Below are 24,891 nucleotides of genomic sequence, written 5' to 3'. Positions count from 1 at the left end.
ATATAAAGGGGTAGTTTATGGAAAATAATGAATTAATTTCAACTATTGTTGAACTAAATAATAATTTAATTAAGCGAGCAAATGAGATTGCCACAATGTATGCAAATAATGAAATAAATAAGGCGAGTGAACGTTTGTCTTTTTTAATTGAAGACTTTTCACCTTTTATTGAGGCTGTAGACCTTTACAAGGAACTATTTGATATTGATGTTATAGAAGAATTGCAAGATAAATTACAACTTATTTTAAATGAACTCGAAGAGGAAGATTATCTGTTAATTTCAGAGCTTTTATTATATGAATTATTACCATTATTAGAAGACATAAGGGAGCATTTTACTAATGGGGAAGTTGGATAGAGTAAAGAAATTAAGTATTTGTATGATGGTTAAAGATGAGGAAAAGAACTTAGAACGCTGTTTTGAGTCTATTAAGCCACTTATTGATCGTGAAGATGTTGAATTAATTGTTGTTGATACAGGATCTGAAGATAACTCTGTGGATATTATTAAAAACTATACAACCAAATTATATTTCCATAAATGGAATGATAATTTTTCTGAAATGAGAAATATCACTATATCCTATGCGACTGGTGAATGGATATTTATATTGGACGCAGATGAAGAATTAGTAGATCCATTTGAACTAATGGACCTACTGAATAGTAAGAAAATGAAAGAGTTTAATGCTATTTCTTTGTTAATTAAAAACTTTTTAACTAAATCTGGTACAGAGCAATCTATATTCCCAGCATTAAGGATATTTAGATATGATGAGGATTTCAGATATGACGGAGTTGTCCATAATCAGCCGGTCTTCAAACAACCCACTCTAGAAACCGAAATACTTTTAAATCATTATGGCTATTTTAACGATGATAAGGTACTGATGGAAAAGAAATTCAGGAGAACGGCAACGCTCTTAAAATCTGAGTTAGAGAAGGATCCAAATAATGTATATTATCAGTATCAATTAGCTAAGTCATATATAATGCATGGTGATTATGAAGATGGATTGAATCAAATCGAAGTTGCCTATAATGTCATGCAAAAAAAACAAACAAATAGGTCTCAATCTTATATTTATAATGTGTATGCAAGAGTTGCTTTACACTTAAAGCAATTCGATAAAGTGATTGAAATTGCCGAGGAAGGCATAGGATATAGAAAAGATTATATCGATTTGTATTTCTTGTTAGGAAAAGCGAAATATAATAAAAAAATGAACAATGAGGCGTTAAACGCATACCGTAACTATTTAAAATTATATAAACAAGGCAATGACTTAGGTTGTTTAAAAGATTTATCCTTAGAGATTAAGTATATAGATGAAAAGTCCAAAGACAGTGTAGTTCAAGATATGGTGTACATAATGATTGAACAAGAAGAATTCGAAACTGCTAAGAAGCTACTTAATGAAGTAGATGATTCTTCCATTAGAAACAAAGCATTAGGAAAGATATATTTAGCCGCTAGAAAACTCGAAGATCTATGTGAACACTATGATAGTCTTAATGAATCTAGTCAACAGGAGTTGGAATATTTAATCGAAGACCACAAGAGCAGATTAAGTGATGACGAAAAAACTGATTTAGAAATTTCTCTTTCTCATCTTTCATCACCATATAGTTTATTAAATAATGCAAGAAATAGTAGCGATCCAGAAGTAATCAAAAATATCGCAAATGATTTAATAAATAAACATAACTTAATAGAATTACCTATTTTTTATTGCGAAATCATTACTCTTTGTCTAAAAAATAATATTTCTTTGTTTAGATATTTTAAAAATTTCGATAGTAACTCCATTCAAAAAATGATGAATTTTGTGTTAAATAGTGCTGCAGATTCAAAATGGTTGATCATCAATTATTTAAATAATATAAAACCAATTCGAGACAATGATTATAATAATAACAGAATATATTACAGTATTGTTTTACCTTTGTTAATCGCTGAGAATCAAGAGGCTACTATTGAAAAACGAAATATAACCGATGAATTTATTGATTTATTTGAAAGATATATAAAGAGTGGAAAAAATGCTGTTCGAATTATTTATAATAAAGATAAATTGAAATTGTATTATCAAACCATAAATGACGCAGAGCATAAATTGTTTTGTTTATTACTAATAATGGATGATGCCATAGCAAAACAAAATATTAAAGCAAGCCTAAAGTATTTAAAAGAAACAGTAACAACATTTAAGTCACTCTCTAAATTTTATGATGTACTATTTATTAATACTTATATTGAATTCGGTGATATCTTTAAAAAGCAAAATAAAATGGATGATGCAATAGAAATGTATGAGGAAGCATTGTTAAAGTCAATTAACGAGAAGCAGCATCAATTTATTTTAGAACAAATCGAAAATTGTATTTAAATTGCATACTGAGGTGTTTATATGGTTTATCTTTATAATCCTGACCGTAAAGGATTGAGTGAAGTCCAGATTTTAAAACTAGAACCATGGCGTATCTATCCAAGGGGAGAAGAATTGAATAGCAGTTTCTTAAAATTAGATAATAAGAAGTTATTGAAGATAAATAAGGAAACAAAAATTGCATCTATTGGTAGTTGTTTCGCAAGAGAAATAAAAAAATGGCTTATTCATAATGATTATTCTTTTATTCAAACTGCAAGTGGGCCAGGAACTGAACCTGGTTCTGCTAGATATGATCGAGTCTATAATACATTTACCATATTACAAGAATTTAAAAGAGCATTTCAGGATTTTTCTCCTGTTGAAAAGTACTGGGAGTATAATGATGGTGAAGAGTGGAGGTTATTAGACCCTTATAGAAGAATGATTGCTTGGGAAAACAAGAATGAAATGGAATTTGAGCTTAAAGAACATAAGAATAATGTGTACCAAGCCTTCACAACCTGTGATGTATTAATCATAACAGTAGGTCAATCAGAAATATGGTACAACAAGGTTGATGGATCTGTTTATCCCTTAGTGCCCCCGACACAGATATTTAATAAGGAAACACATAGTTTTAGACAATCTACTTTTGAGGAAAATTTAAGTAATCTTAACGAAATAAGGAGACTTTACAATAAATTTAATCCTAATGGAAAAATCATAATAACTGTTTCACCAGTTCCGTTGAGAGCTACATTTCAAGAAACGAATAGTGTAATTGCGAATGTAGCTAATAAATCAATGCTTAGGGCAGCGGTGGAGACATTTGTTAAAGATAATTCTGAATCAGTTTTTTACTTCCCTGCTTATGAAATTGTAACATTGTTAGAGGAAGATCCTTATGAAATTGATAACAGGCATGTAAAAAAAGAAACGGTAGACGAGATTATGAGTTTATTTGAATCTTATTATGTCGTTAACACTAATTCGAATCATGAATTATTTAACTCAAATGATGTTACTAGAAGGAAGATTAATTATTTTCTATCTAAAGCTTCTAGCGAACTCGATAATAATAATCTTGATAAGGTAGAAAAAATACTAAATAAAATAAGTTTTTTTGCAGCAAACGAGTTAGACTTTCACCTTATTTCAATTAAATTAGATATAAGAAAAAAAGATTATTACGATGCCGAGAACAAATTGCTAGAGGCATCAAAAAGATGGAAAGAAAATAAGGAGCTAAAAAACTTATTAATAGAAGTTAAAAATGAAACTTCAACCATTAAAGAATCAATACCACATAATGCAAAAAAAAATCATAATGTTAATGATGATATTGTATTTATCGGTGGTGCTGGACGTTCAGGAACAACATTATTGAGGGTAATGCTAAATGCTCATCACAGATTCGCATCTGGTCCAGAGTTTAAAGCAATTAATAATATAATTGAAGTTTATAATCAAATTAAAAATTATAAAGATATTCGTAAATCATATGATATAAGTGACGAAATCTTATCAAACAGCTTTTCCACTCTTATCGCTTCTTTTTTTGAAAATTTTAGAATTAAAAATCAAGCAGCAAGAATTGTGGAGAAAACACCTCATAATATTTTAGTAATGAAGGAGCTAGCTGAAATTTTCCCAAAAGCGAAATTTATTCATGTAGTGCGTGATGGAAGAGATGTAGCTTCATCACTTGTTAATATGAAATGGGTTGATTCATTTGGTAACCCTGTTTGGTATGTTAAAGACATAAGGAATGCAGCTAAGTATTGGAATATCGTTGTAAGAAAAGGCTTGGAGGATGCTAGTCTACCCATATTAAATGACAGAGTTAAGTTGATTAAATATGAGGATTTAATTCTTCATACAGAAGATGTTATGAAAGATATATTAGCATTTCTAGATGAGGATTGGGATCCGAACGTTCTTCAATACCATCAAATTGAAAGAGGAGAAGAACCAGTTGAATCTAGTACAAATCAAGTTAGTAAACAAATTAATTCTAAAGCACTAAAACGGTGGAAAAAAACTTATAATTCTAAAGATAAAGAAGAATTTAAATCAGAAGCTGGAAAGTTACTTACAGAACTTGGATACGAAAGTAATACGGATTGGTAAATTTAATTATCTAATTTTTAAAAAGGCTGAGGTAAAATGAATAATAAGAACAGTGTTGGAATTATTGGCTTAGGATATGTAGGTCTACCTTTGGCAATAAGATTTGCGAATACAGGCTTTAAAGTTATTGGTTTTGATATTGACACTATTAAAATATCTAAATTAAACAACGGGTCGAGTTATATTAGAACAATTAGACATGAGACACTTTATAAAATAGTTCGTGAAGGAAATTTCACTGCAACTAATGACTTTTCAAAGATAGCAGAAGTGGATGCTATTATTATTTGTGTACCAACACCACTTAACAAACAAAGAGAACCTGAGTTAAAATATATTAAAGAAACAATGAAGTCACTTTTGCCCTATATAAAGGCAAACCAATTGATAAGTTTAGAAAGCACTACTTATCCTGGTACAACTGAGGATATCATTGTACCATTAATTGAAAAAAAAGGGTTTCAAGTCGGTAAGGACTTCTTTGTTGTTTATTCCCCAGAGAGAGAAGATCCTGGTAATGAGGCGTACTCCACCGGAAATATACCTAAAGTGATCGGTGGGATTACAAATAAATGTTTAGATAAAGGATTAGAAATTTATGAGCAAGCAATAGAGGAAATGATCCCAGTGAGCTCTACCGCTACTGCTGAGTTAACAAAGCTGTTAGAGAATATATATAGATCTGTTAACATTGGCCTTGTAAATGAATTGAAATTAGTTGCGGATAGATTAGGCATTAACATATATGAGGTGATCGAAGCAGCAGCTACTAAACCATTTGGTTATGTTCCTTTTTATCCCGGACCAGGCTTAGGTGGCCATTGTATTCCTATTGATCCATTTTATTTAACATGGAAGGCAAGAGAATACGATGTACAAACTAAGTTTATTGAATTGGCTGGGGAGGTAAATACATCCATGCCAAATTTTGTTGTTCAAAAGACATTCGACGCTTTAAATGATTTTTCGAAGTCAATCAATGGTTCTTATATACTAATTTTAGGATTAGCCTATAAAAAGAATGTTGATGATACAAGAGAGTCTCCTGCAATGAAAATTATAGATTTACTTCAATCAAAAGGTGCTATTATTAGTTATTCAGATCCTTATGTGGAAGAAATTCCATCTATGAGAAACTATCATTTTAATTTGAAGTCAATTTCTGTAGATTCTGAAACTCTAAAATCATTTGATTGTGTAATATTAGTAACTGATCACGACACATTTGATTATGATACTATTTTAGAATATTCAAAATTAATAGTTGATACCAGAGGTAAATTTAAAGAAAACTATAGTAATGTGAGATTAGCATAAACAGAATGCTTAAAGCCTGCACAATAAATGTGTAGGCTTTCATTAATTTAATAACAATATTTAATCAAATTGCATAAAATAAATAAGTTAACAATCTGTATTTATCTTATTTCATTACTAACTAAAAAAAGCTGGTGATCCGATGAACTTCGATCTCATCCATATTGGAATGATGAAGACAGCAACTACCTATTTGCAGAATGTATGGTTGAAGGACTCTAACTACTGTTTAGCTAATATAGGTAGTAAAGAGTTTCTTCATCATTTGAGAAAAAATGTAAGAAAGGATAAAACGAAAAGTATAATTAAGACGACTATTCGAACAGATAAACTAAAACAAGATAATCAAATAATGATATTAAGTAATGAGGGCTTCTCTACAGCTTTTTTAAATGAAATAAATCATCAAAAGCAGGTCTTGAAATTTATTGATTATACAAGTAGTCAACTTCGTTATAAAACAAGAAGTAATCAGCTTCTTATTACGGTAAGGGAACCGATTTCTTGGATAAGATCCATTTATATTCAATCGATAAAAGAAGGTTGGTCTGGCTCAGCACAGGATTTTGTGGAGCAACAGGGATCGTTTTTACTTTATTCCCTCCATTTGAAAATGATATTAAGTTATTATAAGCGATATTTTGAGAAGATTTTAATTTTGCCCTTTGAGTTGTTAAAAGAAAACGAAGATGTGTTTTGGAATACGATCACAGATACTTTTCAGCTTCCATCAGTTGAGACAAGAATAGAGAATAAGCTCAATAAATCGCTGGATTTAGAAAAAGCATACTTATTATCATCTCTTAATCAAATGCCTCCTCATGAAACCGGAAAATTATTAAATTTTGCACTATACGAAAGTGTAATGGAAAAATATAAATCATCAAAGATTAATTCGCTTTATCGAAAGTTAGTAGAGCGTGCTACAAAATCAGATATTGCTAAAATGTACAGCTTATTTGAATTAGAAGCACCTAGAGCTAGCTTTTTTGATTTCCATTTACAAGACAACTTCATAAAATCTATTCAGAAGAATTATTTAAATTATTTACAGTTTTATATTAAACCAGCTTTTGTTCATCAATATCAACAGAGCTTCGATCAATATATTAAGCAAAATTTTTCCTCTTAATAAGCAAGACAATGCTACTTCCTAATAATAACAAGTAGCTGCCCTTTTACCTTGGTCAAAGTTACTGCCAAGAGATTGTTACATTCCTAATGAAACTAAATAAAGCATACAATAAGTCCACATCTAATCCTAGGTATGGACTTTTTTTACACTTACATAATTGATACCAGAGGAAAATTTAAAGGAAACTATAGTAATGTAAGATTAGCATGATTAGAATGTTAAAGCCTACATAAGCAATGTGTAAGCTTTCATTAATTTAATAACATTATTTTATCAACTTGCATAAAATGTATAAGTTAAGGACCTGAAATTCAATCTCTTTCATTAGCGACTAAAAAAAAGCAGGTGATCCGATGAACTTCGATCTCATCCATATCGGAATGATGAAGACTGCCACTACCTATATGCAGAAGATTTGGTTAAGAGACCCTAACTATTGTTTGTCTAATAAAGGTAGTAATGAGTATCTTCATCATTTACGAAGAGAAGTGAGAAAGGGAAAAATGAATAGTCTTATTAAGACGGATATTTCTACAGATAGACCGAAACAAGATAATCAAATAATGATATTAAGTAATGAGGGGTTTTCTACTGCATTTTTAAATGAGATACGTCGCCAACAGCGGGTTTGGAAATTTATTGATTATACAAGTAGTCAACTTCGTTATAAAACAAGAACGAATCAGCTTCTTATTACAGTTAGAGAACCGATCTCTTGGATTAGATCTATTTATATTCAATCGATAAAACAAGGATGGTCTGGCTCGGCACAGGACTTTGTTGAAGAACAAGGGCTGTTTTTATTTTATTCGCTCCAATTGAAAATGATATTAAGGTATTACAAGCGGTATTTCGAAAAGATTTTAGTTTTGCCATTTGAATTGTTAAAAGAAAACGAAGATAAATTCTGGCATACGATCACGGATACTTTTCAGTTTCCAGCAATTGAGACAAGAATAGAGAATAAGCTGAATCAATCGCTCGATTTAGAAAAAGCATTCTTATTATCATATCTTAATCAAATGCCTCCTGATGAAAATGAAAAATTATTAAATTTTGTACCATATGACAATGTAATGGAAAAATATGAATCATTAAAGATTCATTCACTATATCGAAAGCTAGTCGAGCGTGCTACAAACTCAGATATTGCCAAATTGTACAACTTACTTGAATTAGAAACGCCAAAAGCTAACTTTTTTGAATTCCGTTTACAAGACAACTTCATAAAATCTATTCAAAAGAATTATTTAAATTGTTTAAAACGATATATTGATCCAGCTTTTGTTCTTCAATATCAACAAAGCTTCGATCAATATATTAAGCAAAATCCTTCCTCTTAATAAGCAAGATAATGCAACTTCCCAATAATAAAAGAACAGATCCTATTAGTAAGAAGTTGAAAATATAGGAGGCTGTATTTGGGAGCTTATCAGCGCTTATTGGACTGTTGGTGGAAAGCTGAAGTATACTATCTTGCTCCCCTTTTTTACTCTTGGCTGTAATGATAATTTCTGCATCTACTGAAAGACCTTGGTATTCATTGCCGAGCTCTTTTGGAATAGAGAGTCTCATGTTTAAATTGTCCTGACCATTTACAGCTAATGTTTGAGAGGGGAGATCAGATAATTCATGTAATTTATTATGGAAGAGAACGGCATCACCATAACGAATTTCCATTGTTAATGCATGAAAAAACTTTTTAGAACCATTCACAAAACGGATGTCGAAGTCATAGGTTGTTTCTTCCTTACTAGCATTGGAGATTATCAATTCACGATCAGCCCAATCACCTGGCTTAATATTTTCAATTGAAAATAAATGATTCGTTTTTGTAAGTGAGCCAGATATGTCAATTAAATTTGAGGCTGTAGCATGGATAGGGTATGAATAGAATAAGAACAAACTCACGATGCCTATTATCCCACTTCGAATGAAAAGTATTTTCATGATTAACACCTCCTCCTAAGCATTCATTCGGAAATATTTTTAGCCTTACGCTCTAGCCTAATAATCGTACTCCAAACGTTATACATACCATAGCCTAATAAACCAAGACCTGGAATAATCAATAATAAAGCACTGCCTAATGGTGATTGCATATAATGCACAATATAGCCTAAATAGGGGATGGTCATTCCAGAATATGTCGCCACTACATTGTCATCTTGGACAAGAGCTTGATCGGGAGTACGGTTGTTATCCCCTTTCGTTTGATAAAGTGTATGAGTACCATTCTGTTGAATATCGACTACTCTATGAGTAATGAGTTGATCAGATTCGTCCACAAATGTTATCACATCATCGACTTCTATGGAGGAGTTATTGGTATATTCCTCCACAGCAATTACAGAGCCTGTTCGGAAGGTTGGTTCCATTGACCCTGAGAGGACGACTTTTAACTGGTATCCGAAAATTTCCGGTTCATTGCCACTAACTCTTGTTATAATCACGAAGATAGAAATCGTAATTAATAGGACGAACAATATGGCTGTTATAGTATTACTCAGTATTTTCTTGAACTTTATTTTCTTGTTCGATTCCTTCATTTGATTTTTCTCCATCCTCGTTTTCCTCCTCTGTATTCAAAGCTTCATCTTTATGATCTTTTACTACTTCTTCCTCTTGCTCCGTTATTTCTTGTTCATTGTTTATTATTTCGTCAGCATTCTCTTCCGTTGTTTTTTCTATTTTCTGTTCTGTATTTTCCTTTATCTCTTCGGTTAGAGTTTTCGTCTGCGTCGGATGATCGGTTGTCTGTTCTTTAGTTGGGGTGGACTCTATCTGCTCTTTATTGACATTTCCCTTTTCTAATTCACAAAATGCCTTAATGACTGGGCTTTTTGTAAACTGTTGTTCCTTTTTATTTTGGTAAAGTGGATGTTGATTTACTTTGAGTTGGTAATGTCCATTTTGTAGATTAGGGAATACTAACGTTTTTTCCTCCATTGAGGCAAGGGGTGAGATCGTACCTTCTTTGATTAAATTTCCATTCTTTATAGGAGATCCATTTTCTGAAAAATAAAGATAATAATGAGTAGACTCTAACATTGAAACCCCCTGATTCTGAACAGTAAAATGAATTTGGACAGAAGGGCAAGCATCTTTCATTTGATACGATTGTTCAGTAATAACCAGCTCACTCTTATCCCACCAATTCCCTAGTTGAACAGTAAAAGAATCCCTCGTTGAATGAATCAATTTCGATTGGGTAACAGAAGTAAGATGGGTTAGCCCGGATAGACCAATTAAACAAATAGAAATCAGTAATGCAAATAGCATAATTAGTTTTTTATAACGAACAAATAATTTCAAGCTGGTCCCCCCTTTTAAATTAGGACATTCTCATTTTTATACACATATGAAAGCATATAGGCATAAAAATAAGGGAGAGAGAAGAGAAGCATTCTCTCCCCATGTAAAATCATTATCTACTTTCACCTTCCGTTTGTTGTGCTTCAAATGTCCATTCTAGCTCTAAAGAATCGCCTTGGAAGACGTTTTGATCCTGACCATTATCCACAAATTCGAATTGGACGATTAAATCATCGGATTCTCCTACTTCAATTCCACTTGCTTCGTCACCCCAACCAAGGAATGCCCAGATTTTATTTTCAACGGCATCTGGAACTTCTCCCTGAAGCTCTGCCAATGTTGCAGACGTGATGACATTCTCATGAGGATATTGGAACAAGGAATCCTTATCTAAGTTTTTAAGGAAGTTTACTCGAATATGCTCACCAAAATCTTCAGAGCCATTGTCACCATTTGCATCAATGACAGTATAATCTGTGTGCAAATCAACTGCTGAAATGTCTAAACTACCATCATTTACTAGCTCAAAAGAACGGCTCATCCAATCTCCAGGCTTTAAATTGTCTACATCAATAATGGTAGAAGGATTGACAGATAAGTCCAATGTACCCGCAGTGAATGAATTTGCCGACACTTCTGTGTCACTAAAGTAGGCATATGTACCTCCACCAATTAATGCAATTCCAAGTGCAGCAGACGCTAATCCCATTCCAAGCTTTTTCTTTAACGACATGTTAATTCCTCCTCAAAATTTTGTTCTATATAAAGAACATTAAGTGTATTATAACGCATATACCGAAAAAGAAAAGAACCAAAAAAGAAGAAAATCAATCGTTTTAAATATTTATCAAGTGATTTCCTTCTATTTTCTTCTATTTTCTTTGTATATCTAATTTTAATGTCGTTTGTTTAACCAAAGTACCCCTGATTTTGCTAGTCTAGGAAGTAGTCCAGTGACAGGCTGACGATACATGTTACCGAAGCCGTCAGATTTGCCGAGAGAGCCTAATTGTCCTTTCAGTTTAATTTCTTTTGGCCTTTTAGGTGTTTCATTTCGTAATATCGCGGCTAATATTTCTCCTATTTGTTCTCCTTGAATTCCGGCAAGCTGTGCACTTGGTGAATAATTGGACGCAGCGCAATCACCAACAATAAATACATTATCATTGGAGGGAACTTGATAAAAATCATTAATGATAATTTTTTCGTGACGATCCTTTTCAAAAGGTAAGCTACGAACTAAGTAATTCGGACGCACACCTGCAGTCCAGATAATGACATCACTTTCAATACCCTCACCATTATTATAAAAAATACCTTCTGCTACTAGCTCTACGTTTGAGTGGTGAAGAATGTCGACCTCGTTACGATGAAACCACTCTTCCACATAGGATTGGATTTTTTCGTCGAATGCAGATAAAACAGATGCACCTCGGTCTAATAAACGAATATTTAAGTCAGGACGACTTTCTCTAATTTCGGAAGCTACTTCGATACCACTTAGTCCAGCGCCTACGACAGAGACTTGACTATATGCTGGCAAATTATTTACTTTTATATTAGCTTGACGAGCATTTGCAATACTTTGTACACTTTCTGTATATTCCATTGCACCTTGGATGCCGTGATAATTATCCTCACAGCCAAGCCCAATCAGTAAGTAATCATAGGTTACAGCCTCTTCATTATTTTTTAAACGGATCTGGTTATTTTCTGTATCGATCTCAATAATATCTCCAAAGGTATAGTTAACTTGTTCGTGGATTGGAAAATCAATCCGTACTTCTTTATCAGATTTCGTACCAGCAGCAATGGCATAAAATTCTGTTTTTAATGAATGGTATGGATTTCGATCAATTACGTTAATGTGAACATCATCAGGTAAATCATGATCTAGCAATTGATGTAAGGCATTCATACCACCATAGCCACCACCAATGATGACAACTTTTCTCATCTTCAAAACTCCTCGTCTATCATATAATTCATAGTGATTATTTCTATATTTAAGACTAACAAAATTAGTTCAAAAAAACTATCCTTTTCCTATAGAAAGAGCAAAACACATTAAATTCAGAAAATTCTTTATTTAATGCTCATTTTTTCCTTTAGAAGAAAATTATATTTATCACAGTGTCTGACTTTGTATCATACCTCCCTTAGGAGTTTCTCTTTTTTAGAATTAACGTAATTTTTTGATAATAAGATATAGTTCATGGTATAAATGAAATATAGATATTGTAAGCGTGTACAAAAAAGAGAGGGAGATTATTTAATGGAATTACAAAATGTGCAAACTGTTGCGGAAGAAATAAAAGAGAATATGAAGCAGGTGGTTGTTGGACAGGGAGATACGATGGACTTATTAATGGTAGCAATCATTGCTTCAGGTCACGTTCTATTAGAGGATGTACCGGGCACAGGAAAGACCTTAATGGCAAAAGCATTAGCAAGATCTTTGGAAGGACAGTTTAAGAGGATTCAATTTACACCAGATCTGTTGCCTTCTGATATTACAGGTATTCATTTTTATAGCCAAGAGAAGGGAAAGTTTGAGTTTCGACCTGGACCGATTTTTACGAATATTCTATTAGCGGATGAGATTAATCGGGCAACTCCGAGAACCCAATCAAGTCTACTGGAAAGTATGGAGGAGCGCCAAGTGACTATTGACGGCGAGACACATCGGTTGGATGAACCCTTTTTAGTTATCGCCACACAAAATCCAGTTGAAAATCAAGGAACATTTCCGTTACCTGAAGCACAGCTAGACCGTTTTTTATTAAAAATACATATGGGTTATCCGTCCAAGCAAGAAGGGATGGAAATATTAAAAAGATTTAAACAGCTAAACCCGTTAGATAACTTAAAAGCTGTGATAGACACGGAAGCGATTATTAGTATGCAAAAAGTCTATAGTGAGGTAGAGGTGAGTGAGGATGTTCTTCATTATTTAATGGATCTGATTGAAAAAACAAGAAATCATGAAGCAATCGTGTTAGGTGTTAGTCCACGTGGAAGTCAAGCCCTTTTAAAAGCTGTACAGGTGTATGCTTTACTCCAAGGTCGAACCTACGTTATACCTGATGATGTGAAAAAAATGGCTAAGCCAGTGCTGGGCCATCGATTGGTTTTGGCTAAGCGTATTGGAATTAGAGATGGAGAGGTAGAGGATGTAATAGCAGATATATTAAAGGATGTCCCAGTGCCAACTGAGAAGGATTTGGTAAAGGGATGAATATTGCCTGGATCATAGTTGTCTTATTAATCATTATATTCTTGCAAGGAATGATTTATAGTAAATGGGGCTTAAAGGGAATAACATATCATCGTGCCTTCAAGCAGAAAACTGTTTTTGAAGGGGAACAAATTGAAATGGTCGATGAAATTGCAAATAACAAGTTGTTACCGGTTCCGTGGATCCGTTTGGAATCTAAAATGAGTGGAAATTTAAAATTGCAATCCGAGATTGGAAAAAGTAAGGAAGAAGAGATGTTTCATCGGACTCTTTTCAGCTTATTTCCTTACCAAAAAATAACGAGAAGGCATTATCTCATTGGAGCAAAAAGAGGGTATTACCCACTTGAAACCGTTTCGGTGACGACTGGAGATGCGATTGGATTTGGGGAAGTATTCGATTCATTTAATGCAAAAACAGCTGTTACTGTTTATCCAAAGCTGGTACCCATTGAAGATATTCCGTTACCTTCTCATAGCTGGCTTGGAGATATAACCGTGAAGCGCTGGATAATCGAGGATCCCTTTTTACAATCTGGTGTAAGGGATTATCAGAAAGGAGATCCATTGAACTCGATTAATTGGAAGGCAACTGCTCGTGCTCAATCCTTACAAATTAACAAAAAGGACTATACGGCTGATCACTATTTAATGATATATGTTAATTTTGATTGGGATGAAGACATTCGGTTACCTATTGATAATCCAGTTAGGATTGAAAAGGGATTATCCTATGCGGCTTCGTTAGCTACATATACATTAGAACAGGGTATTGCAACAGGCTTTGGATGTAATGGATATTTTGTTGAACCATTTACGAACACAACAGATCGTATGAAGTCTTCGATTAGAATAGAGCCGGCAAGCAGTGGCCAGCAATCCGAATATATTTTAGATTCTATTGCCAAAATTAAGATGGATCGGTCGCGAAATTTCCGTGCTTTTCTACAGGAGGATATTGATCGTGGCTTGACGAAAACAGATATCATTATTTTTTCACGCAGAGTTACAGAAAAAATGGAAATCCAAATGGCTCGATTAAGACAGCTTGGTAATGCTGTGGAAGTGGTGTTATTAGAGGAAGATGCGGGAAAAGTGGGTGAAGAAAATGTTAGCTAAAGAGAAGAATTTACTACCATTATGTTGGCATGGGCTTGTGGAGTATCTCGCTTTATTTCCGTTTGTATTGTTGATTGGTGTACTTATTCATCGACAGGAATTTATTTTTCCATGGCTCCTCTCCCTATATGTCTTATTGACTTTAACAGCCATTATTCGTACATTGTTAAAGCAGAAGCGTGTGCTATCCATTGTGCTTGCTTCTACGATAGCAGTACTCTTAACCATCCTGATAGGGCAGTCCTTGTTCTCATACATAGGGAGTTTCATTGTCACCATCGTCGTGGCATTTCGAGGGGTGCAGCATGGGGAAAATGAATGGGAGGATATTTTGCCAAGTCGCTTTCTTTGGGCAATTGGATTGCCTAGTTATTTTGTCGCTTATTTGGCTTTTCATTATTTTGCTAGCTTAACTCCGTTCAAAGGATTACTAACAATATTCGGTGTTAGCTTTATCATTTGTCTGTTGTTTATTACGAATCAACAACATTTACAAAGAGAGTCTCTCGCCAAGGGCAAGCATAAACCAAATCAGGATATGAAAAAAATGAATGATCTATTTATAATCATTACTATACTATTTGTTCTTGCCATCACCAATCTCCACATCATTCAATCAGCACTCTATAATGGTACACGCTCCATCATTGGATTTTTCATTTGGTTTGCTTCTTTATTCTCGAACGAGGAAGAGATTATCCGAGAAGAGAAGCAAGAATCCAGTATGACGCCAATGCTACCAGAAGAAGAACCAAAGGATCCTTCATTTTTTGCGGAGTTGATGGAACAGATCATGATTATCTTAGGATTTGTTTTAATTGTTTTTCTCCTCCTATTATTTCTTGCTATATTTATCAAGAAGGTGCGAAGAGCTATTAAAACAGTCTTACTAAAATTATGGCAGATTATAACACAAGTATTTTCACGAAGAAAAACAGATGAAATATCGACAGACTACTCAGATGAAAAACAAAGCTTGTTCAACTGGAAGGATTGGAGAAAAACAAAACAGGAAGAATTCCAAGAAGCGATTACGAGAATCGTGAAACGCAATCCGAAATTTGAGCAGCTGTCTCCAGCAGAGAAAGCACGTTTTCTTTATAAAGAGATAGCAACAGAGCTTAAAAGACAACATAAGTGGAGGCATTCAATGACGGCACATGAAGTGTTACAAAATGCTGAACAGAATGAACAGTTAGCTCGGTTGAGAGAGCTATATGATGATGCGAGATATGGGAAAGATAAGTTGGATAAAACCATGGAAACTGAACTGAATAGTATTTGGAAAACAATAAAATAACGATTGGCTCATTGAAATATAGTTCAAAATATCCATTTAACAAATGGGAGTTTATTCCGATATAGAAAAAAAGAGTGTAAAAAGGACGTGAATGAAGATGAGAATTAGTGGATTTGCAAGCGGAATGGACATTGAGTCAATCGTAAATGATTTAATGAAGGTAGAAAGACTTCCATTGCAAAAAATGGAGCAAGAAAAGCAAGTCTTAGAATGGAAACGTGATGATTATCGTTCTATCAATACGTTGTTATTAGATTTTAGAGATAATTCACTATTTAATATGAGATTAACAACGGGATTTCGTGCTCGACAAGTTACATCATCGAATGAAGATTTTATTACTGCTGTAGCATCTAGTGCTGCCAATCAGACATCTTTTGAGATTTCTAAGGTGGAGCAACTAGCAACAGCTGCGTCATGGGTAAATGATGGGAAAATCTCTAGTGACCAAACGAATAAAATAGATGCATCCAAAAGCTTGTACAATGAAGCTGACAAACTAGCTAATAATTTAACATGGAATAAAGGGGTTATCGAGAAGAAAAATATTAAGGTGGAATCAGGACAGACTGTTAAGTTGGATGACAATATTGTGTATGATGTCGATACATCACTAGATATCCAAGTCAATGGAAAAGGATTTGAGGTAGTTGATTCCGCAAATAATTTAGAAGCAAATCAAGTATATTTTGATGCTAGTACAGGGGAATTAACTTTTGCTGATGGTGCAGTAAAAACAGGTGATACCATTAGTGCTCAATATGTGAAAGATAACAAAACAATTGATACAACCTTGTCGGAAGGCTCTAATGGTTATAAATTAGATGGTGGATCGATTGTAGCTGATAGCAATTTTTCTTTAACCGTTAATGGGACAAACTATTCTATCGGGGCATCAACAGGAACGAACGAATATGCTTTAGTAGATGGATCGGGTAATTCAATAGGGAAAATCAACACAAATTCAGGTGCCATTACATTTGACGAAAAGCTGACAGAAACTACTGATATTAGTGTTACCTACCAGCAAAATTATACTTCCTTTTCAATTGGTGCAAGCACTGCTAATGGAGAAACACACCGGAATTTTATCGTTTCAGGAAATGAATCATTAAATAAAATCGTGGACAGAGTCAATAGTGCAAAGCTAGGTGTTTCTATGATGTATGATTCTTTCTCTGACCAATTGACCTTATCTAGAACAGAAACAGGAGATTTTGATTCTACCACAGAGGATATTCAAGTAAGTGGAGATTTCATGACCTCTGTGTTGCAATTTTCAAATAACCGAACCAATTATGAGGAAGGAACAAATGCTAAGTTTACGATAAATGGACTAAGTACAGAAAGACATTCAAATAGTTTCCAAATCGATGGAGTGACATTTAGTCTTAAACAAACCTTTGACGAGGTAGACGGTGCACAGCCAGTAACGATCGGGGTTACCAATAATACGGAAGAAGTATTCGAAAATATTAAAGAATTTGTAGAAACCTATAATACTTTAATAGACAATATTAATAATAAATTAAATGAAGAGTACCACCGAGATTACAAGCCTTTGACAGACGAAGAAAGAGAGTCTCTTTCAGAAAAGCAACAGGAAGATTGGGAGGCAATGGCAAAGAGTGGTTTGTTAAAAGGAGACCCAATTCTTCAGAGTGTATTATCAGAAATGAGAAGGGATTTTTACACACCAGTCAATAATGATGAATCAACAGGTGTATTCAATCAGCTAGCTGCGATCGGAATTACTACCACAAAAAACTACATGGAGGGCGGTAAGCTCGTTATTGATGAAGCAAAGCTAAAAGAAGCCATTGAAGCGGACCCTGATGCAGTAGAAAACCTTTTCCGTGGAGATGGAGACTCCTATGGTGAAAAAGGAATTGTTAGAAGATTGACAGATTCCGTAGAAGGTGCGATGGATAAAATCTACGAAAGAGCCGGCAGAGCAACCGCAACGAATTACCAATTTACGATCGGCCGAAATCTAGAAGATATCGAGGATCGAATTTCTAATTTTGAAAATCGTTTAGCACAAGTGGAGGAAAGATACTGGTCACAATTTACAGCAATGGAGCAAGCCATTGCACGATATAATCAGCAATCAAGCTATTTAATGCAACAATTTGGAGGCGGAATGAGCTAAAGATAATAGGGAGGAATTTTTATGGATATCGCAGCAATGTCGATTGCAATGAATCAAGCACAGGTAAAACAAGAGGCCAGTATTGCCGTATTAAAGAAAGCAATCAATGAGCAACAAGTAGATTCGAACGAAATGATAAAAATGCTAGAACAATCCATGCAACCTCATCTGGGAAGTAGCATTGACATCAAAGGATAGTGCTGAAAAATCTAGAGCTCAAGTTGCTCTAGATTTTTCTATCAGAAGCTAACAAAATAATACTTTTAACCGATACTATAATTAAATGGCGTAAGAGGAGATGATTGTTGTTATGGATATAAGTAAAATGAACATTGGAACTCTCTCCCCTCAGCATGAATCAGCACAAGATATATCTTTGCTTCCAAAAGATAGTTCTAAAGTAAAAGAGAGTGATGAATTACAACCTAATTCAGATAATGATGAAATTTCTATGATAGAAACAAAGGATTTAGTGGATGGACTTAATTCTTTTTTAGAACCATATGATACAAGTATTCGCTATGAATTTCATGAAAAATTGGATAGATATTATGTTACCATTGTGGATTCTCAGACAGATGAAGTTGTAAAAGAAATTCCTCCGAAAAAATTATTGGATGTGTACGCCTCAATGGCGGAATTAATGGGATTTATCGTTGACGAAAAAATATAGAGGAGCGTTCAATTTATGGCTAAACAATATCAAGCATACCAAAATAATTCAGTTACAACAGCAACTCCAGGAGAACTAACCTTAATGCTTTATAATGGATGCTTGAAATTTATAAAGCAAGCTAGAAAAGCAATCGAAGAAAATAATCATCAAGTACGGAATGAATATATACAAAAATCTCAAAATATTATACGAGAATTAATGGTAACACTGAATCCGGAGGCTACAATTTCTCAAGAAATGCTACCATTATATGATTTTGCTTACCAATCATTGACCCAAGCAAATGTCCATAATGACCTAGAGAGGTTATCGGAGGCTGAAGAGATTATTCGCCAGTTTCGTGATACATGGAAGGAAGTCATTCAAACGGAACGTAGAAGACAATACGGGCAAGGTGCTAAAGCATAATGGAAGCCATTCAAAAATATTATCAGCTCACAAAAGAGATGCTAAGTTTACTAAATGTTCCATCAGGTAGCCAAAAACGCAAGGAATTAATTGACCATATCACAGAAATGATCGACAACAGACAACAATGGATGGAACAAATTAAACCACCATATACGCAAGAGGAAGAAGAGCTTGGGAAGCAAACAGTGATTCTTGACCGACAGCTAAATGACAAGCTGCAGCAGCTTTTTCAAAGCATAAAAAAGGATATGCGCAATAATAAAAAGCAACAAAGATCAAATACAAAATATTTAAATCCTTATCAAAGTATATCCACACTTGATGGGAGATTCATGGATTCTAAAAAGTGATGATGTTCAAAGCCTTGCATCCATTATAGGAAGCAAGGCTTTTTTGTATAGAAGACATCCTTAAAGTAAAAGTCATTTTGGGCTGTAGAATAGACGAAGTGGTGTTTACAGCAAGAGTAAGAGTCATTTTCGACTGGGTTTTAGTCTGAAATGGTGTTTATAGCAAGAGTAAGAGTCATTTTCGACTGGGTTTTAGTCTGAAATGGTGTTTACAGCAAGAGTAAGAGTCATTTTCGACTGGGTTTTAGTCTGAAATGGTGTTTATAGCAAGAATAAGAGTCATTTTCGACTGGGTTTTAGCTTGAAATGGTGTTTATAGCAAGAGTAAGCATCATTTTTGGCTGGGACTTTGCTTAAAATGACGTTAATAACATAGATGTACGAGCGTAATTCAATTTTAAGGCTTTCCTTAAAGATCACTTTAATGGCTAAGTTAAGTTTTTGTAAAAATTATTTGAATGATCTTGACATATTGCTCGTTTATTCTATCTCAAGTGTGGTATTATAGATATATAGCTTATATAGCTTTATAGTTTGAAAGGAGGACACTTTTTATGAAATACAACATCCGTGGTGAGAATGTAGAAGTTACAGGAGCTATTAAGGAATATGTTGAGAGAAAAATAGGGAAATTAGAAAGATATTTTGATTCCACTCCTACTTCTGATGTAAATGTAAATATAAGTGTCTATAATGAGGAGCAACAAATTGAGGTAACAATTCCGATGACGAATCTTTTGCTTCGTGCAGAAGAGCAGCACATGGATTTGTATGCAGCTATTGACCTTGTTGTTGACAAACTAGAAAGGCAAATTCGTAAGCATAAAACAAAAGTAAACCGTAAATTCCGTCAGCAAGGAGCTCCTAAGCATGTTTTTGCTGAATTGGAGAAGGAAGCGGTACTAACAAAGGAACAAGATGAGTTTGATGATGATGAAATTGAAATTGTCCGAACAAAACGGTTTGATCTAAAACCAATGGATTCAGAAGAAGCGGTTCTACAAATGGATATGTTAGGACATGCATTCTTCGTTTTTGAAAATGCCATTACTGGAAATACCAATGTAGTATATAAGCGCAGAGATGGCCGTTACGGCTTGATCGAACCAAGTTAAATAAATAATAGAGAAGAGGTGGCCTATTCTAGTTAGAGTTGGCCACCTCTTTTTATGATCAAATTGCTTTTTTTTAGCTAGAATATGACCATTCTATTTTCCTTTTCTAATGTCCATAAGATGAAATTGTAGAATGAGAATACGTCAAAAATCGCTATTTGTCTATTTTGCTCTTAGAAATAAACGTGGTATAACTAATTTACTTCCTCTCCAGAGAAGGTGTTTTTGCTCCTCCAATTTCAACCTTCTCTATATAAAGAAGTAGTCGCTTCCTTCGACTACTTCTTTTCCTCAGATCGTGCATTTGTTTTAACATAGCTTAAACCATCTTTGAGATTAGGATAGTGTTGACGCAATTTATAAATAAGGACTTATATCGTAGGATTCTTGTCATTTTATTCATGCAAATGTTATGATATAAGATAGACGTAATTGAACTTTCTGGTAGAAAAGAGGAGCGGCTAGAATGCGTGGATTATTGAAAAAAGTTTTTGGTGATGGAAATCAACGACAATTAAAAAGTTTAGAGAAGATAGCAACAGAAATTGCTGCATTAGAATCAACAATGCAGCAATTGTCTGATCAAGAATTAAAAAATAAAACAGTGGAATTTAAGGAAAGGTATCAAAATGGTGAATCATTAGATGATCTACTTGTAGAAGCCTATGCGGTAGTTCGAGAAGCTTCTACAAGAGTATTAGGGATGCGCCCTTTCCATGTGCAACTTCTTGGTGCGATTGCGATGCACCACGGGGATATTGCGGAAATGAAGACAGGGGAAGGGAAAACATTAGCTTCCACTATGCCGGTCTATTTAAATGCATTACCAGGTGAAGGTGTTCATGTTATTACGGTCAATGATTACTTAGCAGATCGTGATGCACGTGAGATGGGAGAATTATATGAGTTCCTAGGACTATCTGTTGGATTGAATCAAAGCGGTCTCTCTAAGGAAGAAAAACGAGAAGCATACCAAGCAGATATTACGTATGGTACGAATAATGAATACGGGTTTGACTACTTGCGTGATAATATGGTGCTTTATAAGGAGCAAATGGTCCAAAGACCGCTTAATTTTGCAGTGATTGATGAAGTAGACTCCATTTTAATTGACGAGGCGAGAACTCCATTAATTATTTCAGGTACAGCACAAAAGTCTGCAGCATTGTACCAACAAGCAAATTCTTTTGTCCGAACATTGAAAAATGAAGATGACTACACATATGATGTGAAATCAAAAGGAGTTCAACTAACAGAAGAAGGAATGAACAAAGCCGAGCGATTTTTTAACATAGAGAATCTTTTTGATTTAAATAATGTGACATTAACGCATCATATTAATCAAGCATTAAAAGCACATGTATCTATGCATCGCGATACGGATTATGTTGTGGAGGAAGGACAAGTAGTCATTGTTGACCAATTTACTGGACGGTTAATGAAAGGACGCCGCTATAGTGATGGTCTTCACCAAGCCATTGAAGCTAAAGAAGGCTTACCAATTCAAAATGAAAGTATGACACTTGCTTCTATTACATTCCAAAACTATTTCAGAATGTATAAAAAATTAGCAGGGATGACTGGTACGGCAAAAACAGAAGAAGAGGAATTCCGTAATATTTATAATATGGATGTCGTAGCAATCCCAACGAATAAGCCGATTATTCGTGATGATAAGCCAGACTTAATTTATAAGTCAATGGAAGGTAAATTCAAATCTGTTGTAGAAGAAATAAAAAGTCGACACGAAAATGGACAGCCAGTATTAGTTGGTACAGTGGCTGTAGAAACATCTGAGCTAATTTCAAAATACCTCACTCGTGCTCGTGTGCAGCATAATGTTTTAAATGCAAAAAATCATTTCCGCGAAGCTGAGATTATTGAAAATGCTGGCCAAAAAGGTGCTGTTACGATTGCTACCAATATGGCAGGTCGTGGTACAGATATTAAATTAGGTGAAGGGGTAAAGGAATTAGGTGGACTTGCTGTCATAGGAACAGAACGTCATGAGTCTCGTAGAATTGACAATCAGCTGCGAGGTCGTTCTGGTCGTCAAGGAGACCCCGGTATCACTCAATTTTATCTGTCTATGGAAGATGAATTAATGCGTCGATTCGGTTCAGATAATATGAAAGCCATGATGGAAAGACTGGGCATGGATGATTCGCAACCAATTGAAAGTAAAATGGTTTCTCGTGCAGTGGAATCTGCACAAAAACGAGTAGAAGGGAATAACTTTGATGCTCGTAAGACAATTCTTTCCTACGACGATGTTTTACGTCAGCAGCGTGAGATTATTTATAAGCAACGTTTTGATGTTATTGAATCTGATAACCTGCGAGAAATCATTGAACAAATGATTGAAACAACAGTGGAAGCAGCGATTGATATGTATATGCCGGAAGAAGAGATTGAAAACTGGAACATTTCTGGTTTAATAGAGTATATCCATGCAACCCTATTAGAGCCTGAATGGATAACAGAAGCCAACCTAAAAGGGAAGGAAAAATCTGAGGTTCAGGATACGATATTAGCAAAAGTACAAGAAAAATATGACCAAAAAGAAGCTGAGCTTACGCCTGAACAAATGCGTGAATTCGAGAAAGTTATCCTGTTACGTACGGTTGATACGAAATGGATGGATCACATCGATCAAATGGATCAATTACGTCAAGGTATCCATCTCAGAGCATATGGACAAAATGATCCACTTAGAGAATATCAAATGGAAAGCTTTGCTATGTTTGAACAAATGATTGCTTCTATAAACGAAGAGGTTGCTAAATATGTAATGAAAGCACAGATACGGGAGAATTTAAAACGGGAAGCTGTGGTAAAAGATACACAAGCAGTATCAGGTGGAGAAGAGAAGAAAAAAGTAAAAAAACCTTATGTAAAAGCACAGAGCGTGGGTAGAAATGATCCATGTCCATGTGGTAGTGGTAAAAAGTATAAACAATGCCATGGTAAGTAAACATAAATGAGGTGGAAAGATGGAATTGGTAGAAATTAGACAAGAACTAGATAAAATGGCTAAACGTATAGCGGACTTTAGGGGGTCTCTTTGACTTAGAGACGAAACGTGCTCGCATCGCTGAATTAGAAGAAATAATGACAGACCCAAGCTTTTGGGATGATCAAAATACAGCACAAAAGATTATTAATGAAGCAAATAGTTTAAAAGAACTTGTACAAACATTTGATAAAAATGAAGAAAGTCTTGAAAATGCAGAAGTCTCTTATGAACTAGTAAAAGAAGAAGAGGATGAGGATTTACATCAAGAGCTTGAAAAGGATGTCGTTAACTTAACGGAATCACTCAATCGATATGAATTATATATATTATTGAGTGAACCCTATGATAAGAATAATGCCATTTTGGAATTGCATCCAGGTGCTGGAGGCACGGAATCACAGGACTGGGCTAGTATGTTACTTCGAATGTATACAAGATGGGCAGAGGCAAAAGGTTTTAAAGTTGAGACATTGGATTATTTACCTGGCGAAGAAGCTGGTGTGAAAAGTGTGACATTATTAATCAAAGGGCATAATGCCTACGGCTATTTGAAGGCTGAAAAAGGGGTACATCGACTTGTTCGTATTTCGCCATTTGATTCATCAGGCCGTCGACACACTTCCTTTGTTTCCTGTGATGTGATGCCAGAATTAGATGATGATATTGATATCGATATAAAAACAGAAGACTTGAAAATCGATACGTACCGTTCTAGTGGTGCGGGAGGACAGCATGTAAATACAACAGATTCAGCAGTTCGAATTACACATTTACCAACAAATACAGTAGTAACCTGTCAATCTGAGCGATCTCAGATTAAAAATAGAGATCAAGCAATGAAAATGTTAAAAGCAAAACTATACCAACTTGAAATAGAAAGACAGCAACAAGAATTAAATGAAATTCGTGGAGAACAAAAGGAAATAGGCTGGGGAAGTCAAATACGATCTTATGTTTTCCATCCGTACTCAATGGTGAAAGATCATCGCACTGATCACGAAACTGGTAATACTCAGGCAGTAATGGATGGAGAAATTGATAACTTTATTGACGCCTATTTGCGATCTGTCATGAATAATTAATAGGAAGAAAAAGCTGCAATCCCACCTTTGTGGGCTTGCAGCTTTTTGTCGAATAGATACATAAATTGTAGAAAATAAACAGCGATGAAGGAGGTTCTCCTCTAAAAACTCCATAATGGTAATCTTTACATATGGCCTAAAAGCAGGTAATTGAAACTAGTTC

22 protein-coding genes are annotated in these 24,891 nt (G+C 34.4%); 17 read left to right on the top strand and 5 right to left on the bottom strand.

Features of this window, described 5'->3' with window-relative positions:
• Window positions 1-17 precede the first annotated feature (17 nt).
• The 6 genes from DLJ74_RS04760 (at window position 18) to DLJ74_RS04735 (ending at window position 8,298) form a co-directional block, all read left to right on the top strand.
• Window positions 18-359 (top strand): DUF8042 domain-containing protein, encoded by a 342-nt coding sequence (locus tag DLJ74_RS04760; protein ID WP_109983559.1) that lies wholly within the window; start codon window positions 18-20, stop codon window positions 357-359.
• Window positions 343-2,391 carry a glycosyltransferase family 2 protein gene (locus DLJ74_RS04755; protein WP_109983558.1) on the top strand — a complete coding sequence of 683 codons (2,049 nt, stop codon included), beginning with the start codon at window positions 343-345 and terminating at the stop codon, window positions 2,389-2,391. The genes DLJ74_RS04760 and DLJ74_RS04755 overlap by 17 nt, the downstream gene beginning before the upstream one ends.
• Window positions 2,392-2,412: 21 nt before the next feature.
• Window positions 2,413-4,503 (top strand): GSCFA domain-containing protein, encoded by a 2,091-nt coding sequence (locus DLJ74_RS04750; protein ID WP_109983557.1) that lies wholly within the window; start codon window positions 2,413-2,415, stop codon window positions 4,501-4,503.
• Window positions 4,504-4,539: 36 nt separating this feature from the next.
• Window positions 4,540-5,820, top strand: coding sequence for a nucleotide sugar dehydrogenase (locus DLJ74_RS04745; protein ID WP_109983556.1), 1,281 nt, complete (start codon window positions 4,540-4,542; stop codon window positions 5,818-5,820).
• A gap of 142 nt (window positions 5,821-5,962) precedes the next feature.
• Window positions 5,963-6,952 carry a hypothetical protein gene (locus DLJ74_RS04740; protein WP_109983555.1) on the top strand — a complete coding sequence of 330 codons (990 nt, stop codon included), beginning with the start codon at window positions 5,963-5,965 and terminating at the stop codon, window positions 6,950-6,952.
• A 356-nt stretch (window positions 6,953-7,308) separates the two neighbouring features.
• Window positions 7,309-8,298, top strand: coding sequence for a hypothetical protein (locus tag DLJ74_RS04735; RefSeq protein WP_109983554.1), 990 nt, complete (start codon window positions 7,309-7,311; stop codon window positions 8,296-8,298).
• On the opposite strand, the gene DLJ74_RS04730 is transcribed toward DLJ74_RS04735, so the two are convergent.
• The 5 genes from DLJ74_RS04730 to DLJ74_RS04710 all read right to left on the bottom strand — a co-directional run bounded on the left by DLJ74_RS04730 (window position 8,276) and on the right by DLJ74_RS04710 (window position 12,227).
• The gene (locus DLJ74_RS04730; RefSeq protein ID WP_109983553.1) at window positions 8,276-8,905 is read right to left on the bottom strand and encodes a hypothetical protein; all 630 of its coding nucleotides are present in this window, start codon (window positions 8,903-8,905) and stop codon (window positions 8,276-8,278) included. The two genes, DLJ74_RS04735 and DLJ74_RS04730, sit on opposite strands and share 23 nt — an antisense overlap.
• 23 nt (window positions 8,906-8,928) lie before the next feature.
• Entirely contained in the window at window positions 8,929-9,519 is a 591-nt protein-coding gene (sipW, locus tag DLJ74_RS04725; protein ID WP_245902255.1) for a signal peptidase I SipW, read from the bottom strand.
• Window positions 9,458-10,270 (bottom strand): amyloid fiber anchoring/assembly protein TapA, encoded by an 813-nt coding sequence (tapA, locus tag DLJ74_RS04720; protein ID WP_109983552.1) that lies wholly within the window; start codon window positions 10,268-10,270, stop codon window positions 9,458-9,460. The genes sipW and tapA overlap by 62 nt, the downstream gene beginning before the upstream one ends.
• A gap of 112 nt (window positions 10,271-10,382) precedes the next feature.
• Complete coding sequence (locus DLJ74_RS04715) at window positions 10,383-11,003, bottom strand: CalY family protein (RefSeq protein ID WP_054787073.1); 621 nt, start codon at window positions 11,001-11,003, stop codon at window positions 10,383-10,385.
• A 162-nt stretch (window positions 11,004-11,165) separates the two neighbouring features.
• Entirely contained in the window at window positions 11,166-12,227 is a 1,062-nt protein-coding gene (locus DLJ74_RS04710; protein WP_109983551.1) for an NAD(P)/FAD-dependent oxidoreductase, read from the bottom strand.
• Window positions 12,228-12,545: 318 nt separating this feature from the next.
• Here DLJ74_RS04710 and DLJ74_RS04705 point away from each other — a divergent pair, with 318 nt between their 5' ends.
• The 11 genes from DLJ74_RS04705 to prfB all read left to right on the top strand — a co-directional run bounded on the left by DLJ74_RS04705 (window position 12,546) and on the right by prfB (window position 24,728).
• Window positions 12,546-13,508, top strand: coding sequence for an AAA family ATPase (locus DLJ74_RS04705; RefSeq protein ID WP_109983550.1), 963 nt, complete (start codon window positions 12,546-12,548; stop codon window positions 13,506-13,508).
• The gene (locus DLJ74_RS04700) at window positions 13,505-14,626 is read left to right on the top strand and encodes a DUF58 domain-containing protein (RefSeq protein ID WP_109983549.1); all 1,122 of its coding nucleotides are present in this window, start codon (window positions 13,505-13,507) and stop codon (window positions 14,624-14,626) included. Before DLJ74_RS04705 ends, DLJ74_RS04700 begins: the two co-directional genes overlap by 4 nt.
• A complete protein-coding gene (locus DLJ74_RS04695; protein WP_181397430.1) occupies window positions 14,616-15,926 on the top strand; it encodes a DUF4129 domain-containing protein in 1,311 nt (436 codons plus the stop codon). The genes DLJ74_RS04700 and DLJ74_RS04695 overlap by 11 nt, the downstream gene beginning before the upstream one ends.
• 97 nt (window positions 15,927-16,023) lie before the next feature.
• Entirely contained in the window at window positions 16,024-18,078 is a 2,055-nt protein-coding gene (fliD, locus tag DLJ74_RS04690) for a flagellar filament capping protein FliD (RefSeq protein WP_109983547.1), read from the top strand.
• Window positions 18,079-18,099: 21 nt separating this feature from the next.
• The gene (locus DLJ74_RS04685; RefSeq protein ID WP_109983546.1) at window positions 18,100-18,276 is read left to right on the top strand and encodes a YjfB family protein; all 177 of its coding nucleotides are present in this window, start codon (window positions 18,100-18,102) and stop codon (window positions 18,274-18,276) included.
• 112 nt (window positions 18,277-18,388) lie between these two features.
• On the top strand, window positions 18,389-18,751 hold the full coding sequence (gene flaG / locus DLJ74_RS04680; protein ID WP_054859896.1) for a flagellar protein FlaG: 363 nt from the start codon (window positions 18,389-18,391) through the stop codon (window positions 18,749-18,751).
• A 15-nt stretch (window positions 18,752-18,766) separates the two neighbouring features.
• Window positions 18,767-19,162 carry a flagellar export chaperone FliS gene (gene fliS, locus DLJ74_RS04675; RefSeq protein WP_054859897.1) on the top strand — a complete coding sequence of 132 codons (396 nt, stop codon included), beginning with the start codon at window positions 18,767-18,769 and terminating at the stop codon, window positions 19,160-19,162.
• Entirely contained in the window at window positions 19,162-19,515 is a 354-nt protein-coding gene (gene fliT / locus DLJ74_RS04670) for a flagellar protein FliT (protein WP_054859898.1), read from the top strand. Before fliS ends, fliT begins: the two co-directional genes overlap by 1 nt.
• Window positions 19,516-20,069: 554 nt before the next feature.
• Entirely contained in the window at window positions 20,070-20,630 is a 561-nt protein-coding gene (gene hpf, locus DLJ74_RS04665) for a ribosome hibernation-promoting factor, HPF/YfiA family (protein WP_054787065.1), read from the top strand.
• Window positions 20,631-21,096: 466 nt separating this feature from the next.
• Window positions 21,097-23,604 carry a preprotein translocase subunit SecA gene (gene secA / locus DLJ74_RS04660; protein ID WP_109983545.1) on the top strand — a complete coding sequence of 836 codons (2,508 nt, stop codon included), beginning with the start codon at window positions 21,097-21,099 and terminating at the stop codon, window positions 23,602-23,604.
• A 19-nt stretch (window positions 23,605-23,623) separates the two neighbouring features.
• Window positions 23,624-24,728 (top strand): peptide chain release factor 2 gene (gene prfB, locus DLJ74_RS04655; RefSeq protein ID WP_109983544.1). Its coding sequence is split into 2 segments (ribosomal slippage): window positions 23,624-23,695 and window positions 23,697-24,728, totalling 1,104 coding nucleotides; the frame shifts between segments, so codons are not numbered across the junction.
• Window positions 24,729-24,891 lie beyond the last annotated feature (163 nt).

Origin of the sequence: Gracilibacillus dipsosauri, from assembly GCF_003176895.1 — a bacterium.
In the GTDB taxonomy this organism is placed as follows: Bacteria; Bacillota; Bacilli; order Bacillales; family Amphibacillaceae; genus Gracilibacillus; species Gracilibacillus dipsosauri.
This window is presented reverse-complemented; position numbering and strand designations above follow the sequence as displayed.

Excerpts from the sequence above, each read along its gene's own strand:
- DLJ74_RS04760 (WP_109983559.1), top strand. The coding sequence starts at position 18 with ATGGAAAATAATGAATTAATTTCAACTATTGTTGAACTAAATAATAAT.
- DLJ74_RS04755 (WP_109983558.1), top strand. The coding sequence starts at position 343 with ATGGGGAAGTTGGATAGAGTAAAGAAATTAAGTATTTGTATGATGGTT.
- DLJ74_RS04750 (WP_109983557.1), top strand. The coding sequence starts at position 2,413 with ATGGTTTATCTTTATAATCCTGACCGTAAAGGATTGAGTGAAGTCCAG.
- DLJ74_RS04745 (WP_109983556.1), top strand. The coding sequence starts at position 4,540 with ATGAATAATAAGAACAGTGTTGGAATTATTGGCTTAGGATATGTAGGT.
- DLJ74_RS04740 (WP_109983555.1), top strand. The coding sequence starts at position 5,963 with ATGAACTTCGATCTCATCCATATTGGAATGATGAAGACAGCAACTACC.
- DLJ74_RS04735 (WP_109983554.1), top strand. The coding sequence starts at position 7,309 with ATGAACTTCGATCTCATCCATATCGGAATGATGAAGACTGCCACTACC.
- DLJ74_RS04730 (WP_109983553.1), bottom strand. The coding sequence starts at position 8,905 with ATGAAAATACTTTTCATTCGAAGTGGGATAATAGGCATCGTGAGTTTG.
- sipW (WP_245902255.1), bottom strand. The coding sequence starts at position 9,519 with ATGGAGAAAAATCAAATGAAGGAATCGAACAAGAAAATAAAGTTCAAG.
- DLJ74_RS04715 (WP_054787073.1), bottom strand. The coding sequence starts at position 11,003 with ATGTCGTTAAAGAAAAAGCTTGGAATGGGATTAGCGTCTGCTGCACTT.
- DLJ74_RS04710 (WP_109983551.1), bottom strand. The coding sequence starts at position 12,227 with ATGAGAAAAGTTGTCATCATTGGTGGTGGCTATGGTGGTATGAATGCC.
- DLJ74_RS04705 (WP_109983550.1), top strand. The coding sequence starts at position 12,546 with ATGGAATTACAAAATGTGCAAACTGTTGCGGAAGAAATAAAAGAGAAT.
- DLJ74_RS04700 (WP_109983549.1), top strand. The coding sequence starts at position 13,505 with ATGAATATTGCCTGGATCATAGTTGTCTTATTAATCATTATATTCTTG.
- DLJ74_RS04695 (WP_181397430.1), top strand. The coding sequence starts at position 14,616 with ATGTTAGCTAAAGAGAAGAATTTACTACCATTATGTTGGCATGGGCTT.
- fliD (WP_109983547.1), top strand. The coding sequence starts at position 16,024 with ATGAGAATTAGTGGATTTGCAAGCGGAATGGACATTGAGTCAATCGTA.
- DLJ74_RS04685 (WP_109983546.1), top strand. The coding sequence starts at position 18,100 with ATGGATATCGCAGCAATGTCGATTGCAATGAATCAAGCACAGGTAAAA.
- flaG (WP_054859896.1), top strand. The coding sequence starts at position 18,389 with ATGGATATAAGTAAAATGAACATTGGAACTCTCTCCCCTCAGCATGAA.
- fliS (WP_054859897.1), top strand. The coding sequence starts at position 18,767 with ATGGCTAAACAATATCAAGCATACCAAAATAATTCAGTTACAACAGCA.
- fliT (WP_054859898.1), top strand. The coding sequence starts at position 19,162 with ATGGAAGCCATTCAAAAATATTATCAGCTCACAAAAGAGATGCTAAGT.
- hpf (WP_054787065.1), top strand. The coding sequence starts at position 20,070 with ATGAAATACAACATCCGTGGTGAGAATGTAGAAGTTACAGGAGCTATT.
- secA (WP_109983545.1), top strand. The coding sequence starts at position 21,097 with ATGCGTGGATTATTGAAAAAAGTTTTTGGTGATGGAAATCAACGACAA.